This window comes from Allosphingosinicella indica (assembly GCF_900177405.1).
GTDB classification, from domain to species: Bacteria; Pseudomonadota; Alphaproteobacteria; order Sphingomonadales; family Sphingomonadaceae; genus Allosphingosinicella; species Allosphingosinicella indica.
In genome coordinates this window covers 2,560,031-2,574,362 of the sequence record NZ_LT840185.1, presented here as the reverse complement: position 1 = coordinate 2,574,362, position 14,332 = coordinate 2,560,031, and the positions used below count along the sequence as shown (strand labels likewise).

At 66.7% G+C, this 14,332-nt stretch carries 13 protein-coding genes and 1 pseudogene; 7 read left to right on the top strand and 7 right to left on the bottom strand.

Features of this window, described 5'->3' with window-relative positions; all coding sequences use genetic code 11:
* Nucleotides 1-72 precede the first annotated feature (72 nt).
* Together epsC and B9N75_RS12725 are read left to right on the top strand one after the other, a co-directional pair.
* Complete coding sequence (gene epsC / locus B9N75_RS12730; RefSeq protein WP_085219131.1) at nucleotides 73-777, top strand: serine O-acetyltransferase EpsC; 705 nt, start codon at nucleotides 73-75, stop codon at nucleotides 775-777.
* Nucleotides 777-1,121 (top strand): DUF2794 domain-containing protein, encoded by a 345-nt coding sequence (locus B9N75_RS12725; RefSeq protein ID WP_085219130.1) that lies wholly within the window; start codon nucleotides 777-779, stop codon nucleotides 1,119-1,121. Before epsC ends, B9N75_RS12725 begins: the two co-directional genes overlap by 1 nt.
* On the opposite strand, the pseudogene B9N75_RS12720 reads toward B9N75_RS12725, so the two are convergent.
* The 3 genes and pseudogenes from B9N75_RS12720 to bla all read right to left on the bottom strand — a co-directional run bounded on the left by B9N75_RS12720 (nucleotide 1,102) and on the right by bla (nucleotide 3,984).
* A pseudogene (locus B9N75_RS12720) lies at nucleotides 1,102-2,158 on the bottom strand (hypothetical protein). The gene B9N75_RS12725 and the pseudogene B9N75_RS12720 overlap by 20 nt on opposite strands.
* Nucleotides 2,159-2,176: 18 nt before the next feature.
* Entirely contained in the window at nucleotides 2,177-2,743 is a 567-nt protein-coding gene (locus B9N75_RS12715; RefSeq protein WP_085219679.1) for a TetR/AcrR family transcriptional regulator, read from the bottom strand.
* A 32-nt stretch (nucleotides 2,744-2,775) separates the two neighbouring features.
* On the bottom strand, nucleotides 2,776-3,984 hold the full coding sequence (gene bla / locus B9N75_RS12710; protein WP_244552354.1) for a class A beta-lactamase: 1,209 nt from the start codon (nucleotides 3,982-3,984) through the stop codon (nucleotides 2,776-2,778).
* A 315-nt stretch (nucleotides 3,985-4,299) separates the two neighbouring features.
* Here bla and B9N75_RS12705 point away from each other — a divergent pair, with 315 nt between their 5' ends.
* From B9N75_RS12705 to B9N75_RS12690, 4 genes are read left to right on the top strand one after another with little or no spacing between them, the layout of a single operon-like run.
* Complete coding sequence (locus tag B9N75_RS12705; protein WP_085219128.1) at nucleotides 4,300-6,456, top strand: TonB-dependent receptor; 2,157 nt, start codon at nucleotides 4,300-4,302, stop codon at nucleotides 6,454-6,456.
* 30 nt (nucleotides 6,457-6,486) lie between these two features.
* Nucleotides 6,487-7,548 (top strand): alanine racemase, encoded by a 1,062-nt coding sequence (gene alr, locus B9N75_RS12700; protein ID WP_157123842.1) that lies wholly within the window; start codon nucleotides 6,487-6,489, stop codon nucleotides 7,546-7,548.
* Nucleotides 7,545-8,342: an MlaE family ABC transporter permease gene (locus B9N75_RS12695; protein WP_085219127.1), complete on the top strand. Its 798-nt coding sequence runs from the start codon at nucleotides 7,545-7,547 to the stop codon at nucleotides 8,340-8,342. The genes alr and B9N75_RS12695 overlap by 4 nt, the downstream gene beginning before the upstream one ends.
* A complete protein-coding gene (locus B9N75_RS12690) occupies nucleotides 8,339-9,097 on the top strand; it encodes an ABC transporter ATP-binding protein (RefSeq protein WP_085219126.1) in 759 nt (252 codons plus the stop codon). The genes B9N75_RS12695 and B9N75_RS12690 overlap by 4 nt, the downstream gene beginning before the upstream one ends.
* Nucleotides 9,098-9,203: 106 nt before the next feature.
* Here the strand turns inward: B9N75_RS12690 and B9N75_RS12685 are convergent, their stop codons facing one another.
* Together B9N75_RS12685 and B9N75_RS12680 are read right to left on the bottom strand one after the other, a co-directional pair.
* A complete protein-coding gene (locus B9N75_RS12685) occupies nucleotides 9,204-10,379 on the bottom strand; it encodes an acetyl-CoA C-acetyltransferase (protein WP_085219125.1) in 1,176 nt (391 codons plus the stop codon).
* A 50-nt stretch (nucleotides 10,380-10,429) separates the two neighbouring features.
* On the bottom strand, nucleotides 10,430-11,395 hold the full coding sequence (locus B9N75_RS12680) for an alpha/beta hydrolase (protein ID WP_172840885.1): 966 nt from the start codon (nucleotides 11,393-11,395) through the stop codon (nucleotides 10,430-10,432).
* A gap of 91 nt (nucleotides 11,396-11,486) precedes the next feature.
* Between B9N75_RS12680 and phaR the strand changes: the two genes are divergently transcribed.
* Nucleotides 11,487-12,035 carry a polyhydroxyalkanoate synthesis repressor PhaR gene (gene phaR, locus B9N75_RS12675; protein ID WP_085219123.1) on the top strand — a complete coding sequence of 183 codons (549 nt, stop codon included), beginning with the start codon at nucleotides 11,487-11,489 and terminating at the stop codon, nucleotides 12,033-12,035.
* 44 nt (nucleotides 12,036-12,079) lie between these two features.
* Here phaR and B9N75_RS12670 read toward each other — a convergent pair whose 3' ends face one another.
* Together B9N75_RS12670 and B9N75_RS14125 are read right to left on the bottom strand one after the other, a co-directional pair.
* Nucleotides 12,080-12,928: a class I SAM-dependent methyltransferase gene (locus B9N75_RS12670; RefSeq protein WP_085219122.1), complete on the bottom strand. Its 849-nt coding sequence runs from the start codon at nucleotides 12,926-12,928 to the stop codon at nucleotides 12,080-12,082.
* 297 nt (nucleotides 12,929-13,225) lie between these two features.
* Entirely contained in the window at nucleotides 13,226-14,227 is a 1,002-nt protein-coding gene (locus B9N75_RS14125) for a hypothetical protein (RefSeq protein WP_157123840.1), read from the bottom strand.
* Nucleotides 14,228-14,332: the final 105 nt, after the last annotated feature.

Genomic DNA, 14,332 nt, shown 5'->3' with positions numbered 1-14,332 from the left:
CGAAACGTCCGTGCTGGAAATCCGCTCTGGCGAGTATTATCTGCCTCGATCAGGCAGTCTGAGGGACCAGGAATGCTGTCGGCATTGGTCGAATATCTGGAATCGGTAAAGGCGCGCGATCCCGCGCCGCGCTCGCGCTGGGAAGTGTTGCTCTATCCGGGCGTGCTCGCGCTCGGCCTCCACCGCATCGCGCACTGGCTGTATCGCGGCGAGCTCTATTTCATGGCCCGCTTCGTCAACCATATGGCGCGCTTCCTCACCGCGATCGACATCCACCCCGGCGCCACCATCGGCCGCAACTTCTTCATCGATCACGGCTTCACCGTCATCGGCGAAAGCGCGGTGATCGGCGACGACGTGACGATCTACCAGAATGTCACCCTGGGCGGGACCAACCCGACCAACGGCGAGCCGGGCAAGCGCCACCCGACGATCCAGAATGGCGTCATCATCGGATCGGGCGCGCAGGTGCTGGGGCCGATCACCGTCGGCGCCCGCGCGCGGATCGGCGCCAATGCGGTCGTCACCAAGGATGTGTCCGAAGGCGCGACGATGACCGGTATTCCGGCGCGGCCGACCCTGGTCGGCGCCGAACATTATGCCCGCGATTTCGTGCCCTATGGCACGCCCTGCCACGAAACATTTGACCCGGCGACACAAAAGCTGGACATTCTCAAGTGCGAGATCGAGCAGTTGAGGAAGCGCGTGGCCGAACTGATCAAAGAACGGGATCGCGCGTCGGGTGACCGGGATCGCCGGGAGCGTGACCGGGCCTGATGGGCACCGTCCACCCTTTTCCTTCTTCGTCATCGCCGTCTTTGCAGGTCGCCTTCGACAGGGTGGAGCTTTCGCGCATCGTCGATCTCTACGGCCGCATGGTCGCCGCCGGGTTGTGGAAGGATTATGCGATGGAATTCGGCCGCGACGCTGCGGTGTTCCACGCCTTCCGCCGCGCCGCCGAGCGTGCCGAATATCGCATCGAGAAGCGCCCTGCGCTCAGCAACCGCCAGGGCATGTGGGCGCTCGTCGGGGAGCATGGCATGGTCCTGAAACGCGGCCACGAGCTTGGCCCGGTGCTGGCCCAGGTCGAGCGGCGTCTGCTCAAGGTTGTCGGGGATTAGGATCGATCGTCGCTGGCGGCAGCCGGCGGGCGAGATCCAGCGGCAGGCGTCCCACGATGGCCGAGCGCGCGGTGTGCCAGAACGCGGAGAGCAGCAGCAGCGCGGATCCGATTACCAGCGCCGTAAGCGCGAAGCTGAGTTCGACAGCGCCGGTGCCGGAGATCAGCCGCTCGATTGCCCACAGGACGTAGAAAAGCGCGGAGACCAGCAGCGCGCGCCGGTCGACCGCGAGCGCCGCAATGCCGAGCAGGATGTAGATCGAGACGACCATTGCGGCCGCGGTGGCGCTGGTTCGACCCTCTAGCACGCCCAGCAGGCTGAAGATCGGATGGACGATCATCGGCGCGGCGAGCAGGTGGAGCCAGAAGCCGACATCGGACCGGCGTGTGCGCCGCTGCGGGTCCGATCCATCCCAGCGCATCGCGAACGCGAAGACGGCGACACCCGCCACCAGGATCCCCCAGAGCATGACGGCGCGCGCCCACGGCGGATTGCCGATCGCCGCAGAAATAACCGAGAGGATAAGAAGGGAGGTCGCTGCGGCACCGGCGGCGATGGTGATCGGCACCTGGAACCGCCGCCAGTGTAGCCACGTGCCAACGGCGGTCAGCGCGGCGGCTGCAGCGAAGACGATCGAATTCCTTTGTGCTATCCGCTGCGAACAGGCCGCTCGCCTGGAGCAGCTCAACCGCCGCGAAGAACAAGCCCCCGACAAAGGCGCTAAACAGGATGATGCTGGGCAGCGCCATGCGCCGGATGCGCGTGAAATACTCTGCTAGCCCCCAGCCTGTAGTGGCCACGGCGATCGGGCCGATGCCCGGCGCGATCCGCCCGCCGATCCATCCCACCGCCACCAGCAGGATCACGGCCGCTATGGCGACGAAGATGTCGTTGAACCCGCTCAACAGGCGGAATTGCTCTTCGTCCACCGCCGGCGCGGCGCGGCGCGCGGCGACATGATCGCGGAAGGCCGCGGCCTGATCGGCGCTCAACGCACCCGCCGCCACGGCATCGTCCAGATCGCTCTCGCTATACATGGCGCTTCCCCCTCATCCTCACGCCAGCATCCGCTCCACCGCCATGTCGGCAAGCCGGTCGGTGTCGGTCGGACCTTTCGGGCGGAACCAGGTGTGGGTCCAGTTGATCATCCCGAAGAACAGCATCGCGAGCGGCAGAGCCTCGGCGGCGCGTTCCGGATTCAGCGTCGCAATGAGGCCTTCGACGGTCGCGATGATGCGCCGCTGTTTGGCGACCACCGCCGCGCGGCGCTCCGGCGCCAGCTTGTCCAGCTCGTTGAGGAGCACCTTGTGCCGGTCTTCCGCACCGACGTAGCGCCGCAGGAAGCCGCGGGCGAGCGCGCGGAGCTGCGTGTCCGCGCCGCCGGCCCTGGACGCCGTCTCCGCCTCTTCGACCAGCGCGTCGAGATGCTCTTCCATCACCGCGTCGAGGATATCCTCCTTCGACGGGAAATAATGGTAGACGAGCGATTTGGAGAAGCCGCCCGCCTTGGCGAGCTCGGCGATCGAGGTGCCGTCGAAGCCGCGCCGCGCATAGAGCTGCGCCGCCGCCGCGACGATCGCATCGCGGCGCTTGTCGTAATCGGGGGATTGCGGCCTCGCCATCGCCCACGCTTTCGCGCGCGGCTGCGCGAAGATCAATCGTGCGCGGCGCTCAGGATCGGTGCGAGCTCATCGGCGAGGCTGCGCTGCGGCTGGGCGACCGCACGCTGCACCGGCTGCTCGAACGTGCGCTCCAGCGGTCGATCGGGCAGCGGGCGGCTGGCCATGATCGGCGGATGCTCGATATTGGCATCGAAATCGATCACCGCGCGAGTCACGTCCTGCATCATCGCCATGCGCTGGGGCAGCGGCGCGGATGTGCGGCGGATCAGCACCGCGACCGCATAGCTGCGCCCGTCGGGGCCGGTCAGCAGGCCGATGTCGTTATAGCCCGCCTGCATCGCGCCCAGCACCTGGCCGGTGCCGGTCTTGTGCGCGAGGTTCCAGCCGGGGGCGAGGCCGCCCTTCAGCCGCTGCGCACCGGTGCGGGTGTTGGACATGATGCCGAGGATGCGGCTGGTCGATGCGGGCGAGAGCAGTTCGCCGCGCTTCAGCCGCGCCAGCGCCTCGACCACCGCGCGCGGCGTCGCGCCGTCCATCGGATCGGCGATGTAGCGTTCCAGGTTCGCGCGGCGCACTTCCGTCGGCAGCGCGCTCCGCGCCGTGTAGAAGCCATTGTTTGTCGCCCAGGACTGGTTCCATTCGATGCCGGCGATGCGGGTCTGCAGCAGCCGCTCGCCCGGGCCGAAGCGGATGCCGTCGAGGCCGTTCTTGTGCAGGAAGGCGCGCACCGCATCGGGGCCGCCGGCCTTCCACAGCACGAAATCATTGGCCGTATTGTCGCTCTGCGTGATCGCGCGGTGCATCAGATCGGACATCGTGGTAGTGAACCCGCCGTTCTTCAGCACCATCGCGCGGATCGGCTGGTGGAAGAGGGTCAGATCGTCGCGGCCGACGGTGACGCTGTTGGCGAGGTTGAGCTTGCCCTGATCGGCGCGGTCGAGTGCGGTGAGCTGCACCCAGAATTTGCTGACGCTCTGCTGCGGGAAGAAAGTGTCCCCGTCATAGGCGGTGGTCCAGCCGGTCGCGACGTCGCGAACCGCAATGCCGACATCGCCGTTGAACGCACGGCCGATCGATTGAACACGCGCTTCGAGGATGCGCTGCGCCGCCTGCTGGCTGGGCGAGAAAGCGGGGAGGGCCTGTTCGATCTTCTGCGCGGTGGCGGATTTGGGCGGCGATGCGGAGGTGGCATAAGCGTGCGGCACCATCGCGCCGACGATCGCGGAAGCCGCGAAAATCATGCACCGCGCCGATCGTTTCGCCGACCGCGCGGACGCTCCTTGGGTGATAGCCACTGGCCCCTCCATACTCACTTTACCCCGGTATCGCGTTCATAACATTACGAGTCTGGCTGTCAGCTTAATCTACGGCAGAAGGGGCAGGGCGTGTGCCCGACGGGGTGAATCGAGTCAGCCCAAAGCCCTCGCGTCTCTCTGCGGCGCGGGACAGGCCGTGACTGGGCTGCGATCAAACGATGCAAACATCACGAATACCGAGGTTGTGATAATGTAACATCTCTCGTAGGTCGCGTTGCGAAACCTGACCTGGAGTGATTCATGCGACTTGCCACGCTTCTTGCCGCCACCGCGCTTGCGACCGGATCGGGCGCAGCACTGGCTCAAGTGGAGAGCGAGCCCGCGAAAACCGCCGCGCCGGCGCCCACCCGCGGCAGCGATCACCTCCACGATACGCGCCCGGGCGACATCGTCGTCACCGCCGATTTCGTGAAGGAGCTCAATCTCCTCGCCGGCACGAACGTCCTCACCGGCGCAAATCTGGTGCGCGATATCCGGCCCCAGATCGGCGACACGCTCGCCAAGCTCCCCGGCGTCTCGGCGACTTCGTTCAGCCCGGGTGCATCGCGCCCGGTGCTGCGCGGCTTCCAGGGCGAGCGCATCCGCGTGCTGACCGACGGCATCGGCTCGATCGACGTCTCCAACACCTCCGCGGACCATGCGGTGACGATCGACCCGCTCACCGCCGAGCGGATCGAGGTGCTGCACGGCCCGGCGGTGCTGCTGTTCGGCAGTCAGGCGATCGGCGGCGCGGTCAACGTGCTCGATCGCCGCATCCCGCGGCAGGTTCCAGACGAGTTCGCCCATGTCGATGGTCTCGCCTCCTACGGTTCGGCGGCGGACGAGCGCTCGGTTGGCGCCTCGGCGGACTTCCCATTGGGCGGCGGTGTCGTCGCGCATGTCGACGGCAGCTATCGCAAGTCGGACGACCTGCGCGTCGGCGGCTTCGTCCTCTCGCCCGAGCTTCGCGCCGAGCAGCGCGCCATCGCCGCCGAGGAAGCGGAGGAGGGCCATGCCGAGGAAGCCGCGGAGGCGACCCGTCTCGCGAACCTCCGCGGCAAGCTCCCCGACAGCGCCACCGAGACCACGACGGTCGGCGGCGGCATCGCCATCATCCGCGATCGCGGCAGCCTCGGCTTCTCGGTGGGCTATTACGACAGCAATTACGGCGTGCCCTCGCGGCCCGGCGCCGGCCACCATCATGGCGAGGAGGAAGGCGAGGACGAGGACGGCCACGATCACGGCGAGGAATCGGTCTCGATCGGCATGAAGCAGTTCCGCTTCGATGCGCGCGGCGAGCTGGAGGTCGGCGGCGGCTTCGTCGACAAGCTGCGCGTCCGCATCGGCGCCGCCGATTACAAGCATACCGAGTTCGAAGGCGACGAGGTCGGCACCGTCTTCCGCAACCAGGGGTTCGAGGGCCGGTTCGAGGCGGTGCAGGCGGATCGCGGCGGCTGGCGCGGCGTCACCGGCGCGCAATATTATTCGCGCGATTTCAGCGCCACCGGCGCCGAGGCGTTCCTGCCGCCCAACCAGACCTCGCAGACCGGCCTGTTCACGCTGCAGGAGTTCGATCTCGGCGCCTTCGGGCTCGAGGCGGCGGCGCGCTACGAGCATACCGACGTTGCGGCGTCGTCGGTTGGCGTCGATCGCAACTATAACGCCTTTTCCGCCGCGATCGGCGGCTCCTACGAGCTGTCGCCGCAGGTGAAGGCGGGCATCAACCTCTCTCGCGCGGCCCGCGCGCCGTCCGCCGAGGAATTGTTCTCCAACGGCCCGCACGTCGCGACGCAGAGCTTCGAGGTCGGCGATCCCAATCTGCGCACCGAACGGAGCTGGGGCGGCGAAATCTATCTCCGCGCCCAGCGCCCGACCTGGAGCTTCAGCGCCGCCGCCTTCGCAAGCTGGTTCGACAATTACATCTATCAGGCTGCGACCGGCGAGGAGGATGACGAGCTTCCCGTCTTCCAATATTTCCAGCGCGACGCGACCTATTACGGCTTCGAGATGCAGGGATCGGCCAAGCTGTTCGACATGGGCAGGTTCAGCATCCAGGCCGATGGCGTTGCCGATTACGTCCGCGCCACGGTCGACGAGGCGGGGCCGGTGCCGCGCATTCCGCCGCTCCGCCTGCTCGGCGGGGTCGAGGCGCAGTCGGACAACATCGACGGCCGCGTCGAGGTCGAATGGGTGGACAGCCAGAAGCGCACCGCCGATTTCGAGAATCCGACCGATGGCTATACGATGGTCAACGCCTCGGTCGCCTGGCGGCCGTGGGGCAGGGAGAATCCTACGTCGATCATCCTGTCCGCCAACAACATCTTCGATGTCGAGGCACGCCGCCACGCCAGCTTCACCAAGGATTTCGTGCCGCTCGGTGGGCGCGACCTCAGGGCGAGCCTGCGCGTCAGCTTCTAGTGCGGCGCTTGGACTTGCCTCGCCGCTGCGATGGCCTCTATCGCGGCGCCGGTGACCCATAGCCCCCTCCGCTTGACCGCCGATTCCGCGGCGCTCGCCGCCAACTGGCGCTGGCTCGCGCGGGCGAGCGGTTCGGCGGCGTGCGGCGCGGCGGTCAAGGCCAATGCCTATGGTCTGGGGGCGGTCGAGGCGGCGAAGCGGCTGTACGAGGCTGGCTGCCGCGACTTCTTCGTCGCCACCTGGGCCGAGGCTGAGGAGGTGCTGCCCGCCATCGGCGATGCGTCGCTCTCGGTTCTTCACGGCTTCGCGTCCGAAGATCTGCAGCGCGCCGTGGCATCGTCGGCACGCCCAGTGCTCAATACGGTGCGGCAGGTGCAGGCGTGGCGCGAGGCGGGGCAGGGGCGGCCCTGCGACGTGATGATCGACACCGGGATCAACCGGCTCGGCCTCTCGGCGACCGATGTCGCCGGAGGGCTACTCGACGGTCTCGCGATCGACACGCTGATGAGCCATCTCGCCTGCGCGGACGAGGATCACCCGCTCAATGGCCGTCAGCTTGCCGCCTTTCGCGATGCGGCCGGCCGGGTGGGGGCCAAGCGTCTCAGCCTCGCCAACAGCGCGGGCATCTGCCTCGGCGCCGATTACGCCTTCGATCTCACCCGGCCCGGCCTCGCGCTCTACGGCGGCGTGCCGCGCGGCGAGGCGGCGGGGCATATCGCGCAGGTCGCGCGGATCGAAGCGCAGGTCGTCCAGCGCCGCCGCATCGGAGCGGGTGACAGCGTCGGCTACAACGCCACCTTCATCGCCGAGCGGCCGATGGAGCTGGCGATCCTCAACATCGGCTATGCCGACGGCTATCTTCGCGGCTTCTCGAACAGCGGCAGCGCCAGCATCGGCGGCGCGCAGGCGCCGGTCGTCGGCCGGGTCTCAATGGACCTCACCGCAATCGCGGTCGATGCCGCGCCGGAAGCGGGCGAAGGCGACTGGATCGCGCTCGACTTCGATCTGCCCGATGCCGCGCGCCAATCCGGCCTGTCGCAATATGAGTTGCTGACGGTGCTGGGCCGCCGCTATCAGCGGCGCTGGACATGACCAGTCTCTCCTCCAACCCGGTCGTGGCGGCCTTCGCGGCGATCGGATCCACCGTCATCGGCCTGTTCGCGGTGGTAGGCCGCGTCACGCTTTTCGCCTGGCACACGCTCGTGCGCGCGCTGACGCCGCCTTATTATCCGCTCCGCCTGTTCGAGCAGCTCCTCCAGATCGGCTGGTTCTCGCTGCCCGTCGTCGGCCTTACCGCGATCTTCACCGGCGCGGCGCTGGCGCAGCAGATCTACACCGGCGGATCGCGGCTAAACGCGCAATCGGCGGTGCCCGCGATCGTCGTCATCGGTATCGTGCGCGAGCTGGGGCCGGTGCTCGTCGGGCTGATGGTCGCCGGCCGCGTCTCCTCGTCGATGGCGGCGGAGATCGGCACGATGCGCGTCACCGAACAGCTCGACGCGATGGCGACGTTGCGCACCGATCCCTTCCGCTTTTTGATCGCGCCGCGCATCTTCGCCGCGGTCATCGCGCTGCCGCTGCTGACGCTCGCCGCCAACGTCATCGGCGTGCTCGGCGGCTATCTGCTGTCGGTCCACAAGCTCGGCTTTGCGGCGGGCACCTACATCCGCACCAGCCGCGATTTCCTCGAGCCGAGCGATCTCGCCATGTCGATGGTGAAGGCCGCGGTGTTCGGCTTCTTCATTGCGCTGATGGGCTGCTACCACGGTTTCAAGTCGAAGGGCGGCGCAGCCGGTGTCGGCAAATCGACCACCAATGCGGTCGTCTCCGCGTTCATCCTTATCCTGCTCTCCAATCTCATCATCACGATCTGGGCGTTCGGATGAGCAAGCCGGCGAAGATCGCGATCAAGGATGTTGCCAAGGCGTTCGGCGAGAATGTCGTACTCGACGGCGTCAGTCTCGACGTGAAGACCGGCGAGTCGCTCGCGATCATCGGCCAGTCCGGCACTGGCAAGTCGGTGCTCATCAAATGCATCCTCGGGCTGCTCACGCCCGATGCCGGATCGATCCGCATCGACGGGCAGGAAGTCGTCGGCGCGAGCGAGCGCGAGCAGGAGCGCATCCGCCGAAAGACCGGCATGCTGTTCCAGGGCGGCGCCTTGTTCGACTCGTTGCCGATCTGGCGCAACGTCACCTTCGGGCTGACCCGCGGCGCCTACAAGAACCCGGCGAAAATGCGCGATATCGCAGCGGAGAATCTGGAACGCGTCGGGCTCGGAGCCGACATCCTCGATCTGCGTCCCTCGGCGCTGAGTGGCGGGATGCAGAAGCGCGTGGCGCTCGCCCGCGCGGTCGCGCCGCGGCCGGAGATATTGTTCTTCGACGAGCCGACCACCGGGCTCGATCCGATCCGCGCCGACGTCATCAACGATCTCATCATGAGCCTGGTCGACGATCTCGGCATCACCGCGCTCACCATCACCCACGACATGGCGAGCGCGCGCAAGATCGCGCACCGGGTGGCGATGCTCTATCGCGGCCGCATCATCTGGTGCGGCCCGCGCGACCGGCTCTACGACAGCGGCAACCCCTATGTGGACCAGTTCGTCCAGGGGCAGGCCGAGGGGCCGATCCGCTAGCCAGCAATTTCGTCATTGCGAGGGTAGTGAAGCAATCCAGCGGCAGTGGAGCGGCGCCCGCTGGATTGCCCCGGCGCTACGCGCCTCGCAATGACAGGTGTCGGTGTCAGCCGCGCTCCACGCACATCGCGATGCCCATGCCGCCGCCGATGCAGAGCGTGGCGAGGCCCTTCTTCGCGTCGCGCTTCTCCATCTCATAGAGCAGCGTGGTGAGCACGCGCGCGCCCGACGCGCCGATCGGGTGGCCGATGGCGATCGCGCCGCCGTTGACGTTGACCTTGGCGGGATCGAGCCCGAGCTCCTTGCCTACCGACAGCGCTTGCGCCGCGAACGCCTCGTTCGCCTCGATGAGATCGAGATCGCCGACCGTCCAGCCGGCCTTCTCCAGCGCCTTCTTGCTGGCGAGGACGGGGCCGATGCCCATTACCGAGGGATCGACGCCCGCGGTCGCCCAGCTCTTGATCGTGGCGAGCACGGGGGCGCCGCGCTTCTCGGCCTCCTCGCGGCTCATCAGCACCAGCGCCGCGGCGCCGTCGTTGAGGCCGGAGGCATTGGCGGCAGTCACCGTGCCGTCTTTCTTGAACGCGGGACGGACGCCGGCGATGCTGTCGCTGGTGACGCCGGCGCGGATATATTCGTCATCCTCGACCACCGTATCGCCCTTGCGGCCCTTGACCGTCACCGGCGCGATCTCGTCCTTGAAGCGGCCCTCGGCGCGCGCCTTCTCCGCCTTGTTCTGCGAGGCGACGGCGAACGCGTCCTGATCGCCGCGCGTCACCTGATATTGCTCGGCGAGATTCTCTGCGGTGATGCCCATGTGATAGCCGTTGAATACGTCGGTCAGCCCGTCCTTGATCATCGTATCGACGAGGCCGAGGTCGCCCATCTTGGTGCCGCCGCGCACGTTCTGCGCATGCTGCGAGAGCGACATATTCTCCTGCCCGCCGGCGACGACGATGCTGGCGTCTCCGGTCTGGATCGCCTGCGCGCCGAGCGCGACGGCGCGGAGGCCCGATCCGCAGACCTGGTTGATCCCCCACGCGGGCACCTCCTTGGGAAGCCCCGCCGCCATCGACGCCTGGCGCGCCGGGTTCTGGCCCTGGCCGGCGGTCAGCACCTGGCCGAGGATCACCTCCGACACGTCCTCCGGCGCGACCTTGGCCTGCGCCAGCGCCGCTTCGATCGCGACGCGGCCGAGCTCGTGCGCGGGTGTGGCCGCGAAGGCGCCGAGGAAGGAACCGACGGGGGTGCGCTTGGCGGCGGTGATGACGACTTCGGTCATGCGGGCATGTCCTCTTTGCAGATGCGGGTGAAAGTCCTGGCCGCGTTCTATCAGCCCCGGAGCCACGCCGCCAGCGGCTCCCACAGCGCCGCCCGCGCGCGGCTGCCGACGACCATGCCGACATGGCCCTGCGAAAGCGCGATGCTGGCAACGGCGGGACCGGCGGTGGCGGCGGGGACGATGCGGTCGCTGGTCGAGAGGATGGCGAGGTCCGCGGCGCGATCGACCGGAGCGCCGCCCACTTGCCAGGCGCCTGTGCCGGTCACGTCGCGCTGGAGGAAATCCTCGAACAATTCGCGCGCGGCGGCGAAGGGGATGGGCGGGCCGTCATTGGCCCAATCCTCGAGCGCGACGAAGCCCGCGGCTTCGCTGCTGGCGGGATCGAGATCGGCGAAGGCTTCGAACTTGGCGACGGTGCGCGCGGGGTCGAGGCTCCAGAAGGCGGATTGCAATACCTCCATCGGCAATACGCCGAGCCGTTCGGCGAGCGGCCGGGCCTGCGTCCAGAGCGTCAGCAATCGATCGCGGTCGGCATCGGGATAGCCGGCGAAATGCCAGGGTGCGGCGATGGTCGCGAGGCGGGCGCCGGGGAGAAGCGCGGCGGCGCCGGTGGCGATGGTGCCGCCGAGGCAATAGCCGACCAGCGCCGCCACCCCGGTCTCGCGCGCGAGCGGGGCGGCGATGTCGGCGGCGTGGGCGGCGACGTCCATGCCGCTGCGCCGTGCGGCATCCTCGCCCCAGTCGAGCAGCAGCACGCGGGCGCCCTGGCCGGCGAGCCAGCCGAGCAGCGAGCGATCGCCCGGCATGTCGAGCACCGCGGGCGGATTGATGAGCGAGGGGACGAACAGCACCGCCGGGCCGCTGCCGCCATAATCGCGGACACAGGCGCCATGCGCTGCGGCGACCACCGGCATCGGCGCCGGCGGGGCGGGGCGGGGGGCCTGCTGATAGCGTTTCACCCCCGCCAGCGCCTTCGCCATCCGCGCCGGATTTGCTGCGGTCTCGCTGCGCAACATCTCCAGGAAAAGCGGCAGCGGGCGCGGTCTTTGTTGCGGTGCCGCAAGCGGCGGTGCTACGCCCTCGGTCGGGGCTTCAGGAGGTGAAGGCATGGCCGCTTCGGCATCCACGGGTGATGAGGGTCTCATCATCAAGAAATACGCCAACCGGCGGCTGTATAATACCGAGACTTCGACCTACATCACGCTGGAGCATCTCGCCGAGATGGTGCGCCAGAAGCGCGAGTTCAAAGTCATCGACGCCAAGAGCGGCGAGGACATCACCCACAACGTCCTGACCCAGATCATCATGGACGAGGAAGCGCGCGGCAAGGCGATGCTGCCGGTCAATTTCCTGCGCCAGCTCATCCAGCTCTACGGCGATTCGATGCAGGCGATGATCCCCGGCTATCTCGAAGCCTCGCTGGAGGCGTTCCAGCGCAACCAGTCCCAGTTCCGCGACGCGATGGCGGGGGCGTTCAACACAGGGCCCTTCGCCGAGATCACCAAGCGCAACATGGAGCTGTTCACCGCCGCCGCGGCGGGCGGCACTGCGCCGGGAATGCCGCCGCGCGATGCCGCCAAGCCCAACAGCGACGTCGCCGATCTCAAAGCCCAGCTCGCCGAGCTCCAGAAGAAGATCGACAAGCTGGGGGGGTAGGGGCGACCCTTTAGCCTGGGCCCCCGCGTGCGCGGGGGCGCGTGCTACGCACGCGGCTTCACAAATTTCAGCGTCATGCGGTCGCTTTCGCCGATCGCCTGATATTTGGCGCGGTCGGCGTCGCCCATGGTCAGCGTCGGCGGCAGCGTCCAGACGCCCTTGGGGTGATCCGCCGTGTCCTTGGGATTGGCGTTGATCTCCGATTCCTCGGCGAGCTGGAAGCCGGCCGCTTCGGCGAGGCGGCGGACGCTCGACACCTTCATATAGCCGCTCGACTTCTCGGCCGCCGCGTCGCGCGCTTCGGGCAGGCGGTGCTCGACGACGCCGAGCACGCCGCCCGGCTTCAGCACGCGATAGGCTTCCTTCATCACCGCATCGGCGATTGGCGCATCGCCCATCGCCCAATTGTGGATGTTGCGGAAGGTGAGCACGACGTCGGCGGAGCCGGCGGGAATGCTGGTGTCGGTGCCCGGCGTGATCGTCGCGACCTGGACCTTGGCATAGGCCTTGGCATCGGTGGCGATCTTCTTGCGGATGCCTTCCTCGTAGCGGCCCGTGGGCGGCACGACGTAGAGCGAACCGCGCTGGGCGAGATAGGGGGCGAGGATCTCGGTATACCAACCGCCGCCCGGCCACAGCTCGACCACCGTGTCGTTGGGCTTCACGCCGAAGAAGGCGAGCGTCTCCATCGGGTGCCGCCAGTTGTCGCGCGCCTTGTTGGCCGCGGTGCGCGTCGGCGCATCGATCGCGGCCTGCAGCGCGGCATGCTCGGCATGGCCACCGGCGCTATGGCCGGCCTGGTTATGCGCGGCGTGCGGATCGGCGGCCTGCGCCAGCGCCGGCCCGGCGGCGATCAGGGCCGCGCCCGCGGCGGTGATCAAAAGCTTCGACATCCTGCTTCTCTCCTCGATGGGTCTTGGCCGGTGATGGCCGAAGCCGAACGCGCGTGCAAGTTCGCGAGTCGTTGGCGAAAGGCGTGCGTATATTCGCGCTTTCCACGGCATTGGGGCGCGGATTCCGGCCTCCGCAGCGACACCTGACCCACGCATTTCCGCGGCTTTGCGCGCATTTGATTCGCTTGCTTCACAGGGTGGTGCACTTTCCCTCCCTCCCGCCGATCTGAGGTCGTGGCGAGCGAGCGGTGAAGGTAGCAGTGAGGTGGGGGTGTAGGACAGATGCGTCAAATACACTTAGCGATTTAAGAGCCCGCTCTGATCTTGCGATTGAGATGTGGCCACCTCTTCAGATTCAACGACCGACCACGGCAACGTCCAACCGCGTCCATGGGCAATCTTGTCTAGCGTGCGCTTACTGATTGCGGCGTTAAGAGCTACGTTCTTACGCGGATAAGTCGGCGGGTCGCCGGGAAGCCTAACATTCAGCGCTAGAGGCTTTTCCTCAAAGGCTAATGGCATATGGCCCTCATTGACGAGGTGGACAATTTCGTCAGCTACGGCATTTGCGCGCACCGATCCATGGAATGCGTCTTCTGATATTCCCGCCACAAGACAGGCTGCCCGCTTGATCGAAAACGACTGGATGCCATGCCACCAAGGAACTTCTGCCTCGTCGCGCGGAGAAAGCTCCATTTCTCGACGTAGCTCAGTTGCTGATTTTGCGTTGAGCAGCGGCACAGCTCGAATAGCCCTCGCACGAACTTCGCTATCATCACCCAATCTTAGCGGCGCAAGTATCGTATTTAGATATAAGAAGGCTCTGAGGGTGCCTGCCTCAGCTCCATCGGTCCTCAAATTTGGAATTGCAAAGTCATTCCATTTGTTCAGGCCCATAAGAAGCGTTTCGGATTGAGAGACCGCCAATTCGTACGTCATTGCGTCGTGTGATCCCAACGCCTGCCCAATCGCACTGAACGTCTGCGTCAAGTGATGCTCTAGTGCGTCAGCGCCAGTCTTTTCCCTATCCGAGTTAGAGCGATCGACCTTAGCGAGCCACGTATCGAGCCACGCTCCCGCGACTAGGCCGCCCAAGGCTGTCAGTGGGTACAGCACGTAAGAGGAAGTAAGGATGGCTACCGTGCTCGCCGCCACACGGTCCCACTTCTGACCGGCATCAAGATACCAGCCTTTCTGACGAGCGGCCTCAATGAAAAACTCGCTAACGACGGCCACAACAATGGCGCCGATGCAACTGACCAAAACCCACGTGAGAATCTTTCTAAGCCAGACGAGCATCAGACAGTACTGCGCCGTTGCGCTTCTCTTGAGGAGTCTGTTTATTTCCGCGACGCTTGTAGTTGCATTTTCATGCTCGCGATCACCACCGCGCATCAAAACTGC

Excerpts from the sequence above, each read along its gene's own strand:
- alr (WP_157123842.1), top strand. The coding sequence starts at position 6,487 with ATGGCCTCTATCGCGGCGCCGGTGACCCATAGCCCCCTCCGCTTGACC.
- B9N75_RS12705 (WP_085219128.1), top strand. The coding sequence starts at position 4,300 with ATGCGACTTGCCACGCTTCTTGCCGCCACCGCGCTTGCGACCGGATCG.
- bla (WP_244552354.1), bottom strand. The coding sequence starts at position 3,984 with ATGATTTTCGCGGCTTCCGCGATCGTCGGCGCGATGGTGCCGCACGCT.
- phaR (WP_085219123.1), top strand. The coding sequence starts at position 11,487 with ATGGCCGCTTCGGCATCCACGGGTGATGAGGGTCTCATCATCAAGAAA.
- B9N75_RS12715 (WP_085219679.1), bottom strand. The coding sequence starts at position 2,743 with ATGGCGAGGCCGCAATCCCCCGATTACGACAAGCGCCGCGATGCGATC.
- B9N75_RS12690 (WP_085219126.1), top strand. The coding sequence starts at position 8,339 with ATGAGCAAGCCGGCGAAGATCGCGATCAAGGATGTTGCCAAGGCGTTC.
- epsC (WP_085219131.1), top strand. The coding sequence starts at position 73 with ATGCTGTCGGCATTGGTCGAATATCTGGAATCGGTAAAGGCGCGCGAT.
- B9N75_RS12680 (WP_172840885.1), bottom strand. The coding sequence starts at position 11,395 with ATGTTGCGCAGCGAGACCGCAGCAAATCCGGCGCGGATGGCGAAGGCG.
- B9N75_RS12670 (WP_085219122.1), bottom strand. The coding sequence starts at position 12,928 with ATGTCGAAGCTTTTGATCACCGCCGCGGGCGCGGCCCTGATCGCCGCC.
- B9N75_RS14125 (WP_157123840.1), bottom strand. The coding sequence starts at position 14,227 with ATGCTCGTCTGGCTTAGAAAGATTCTCACGTGGGTTTTGGTCAGTTGC.
- B9N75_RS12685 (WP_085219125.1), bottom strand. The coding sequence starts at position 10,379 with ATGACCGAAGTCGTCATCACCGCCGCCAAGCGCACCCCCGTCGGTTCC.
- B9N75_RS12695 (WP_085219127.1), top strand. The coding sequence starts at position 7,545 with ATGACCAGTCTCTCCTCCAACCCGGTCGTGGCGGCCTTCGCGGCGATC.
- B9N75_RS12725 (WP_085219130.1), top strand. The coding sequence starts at position 777 with ATGGGCACCGTCCACCCTTTTCCTTCTTCGTCATCGCCGTCTTTGCAG.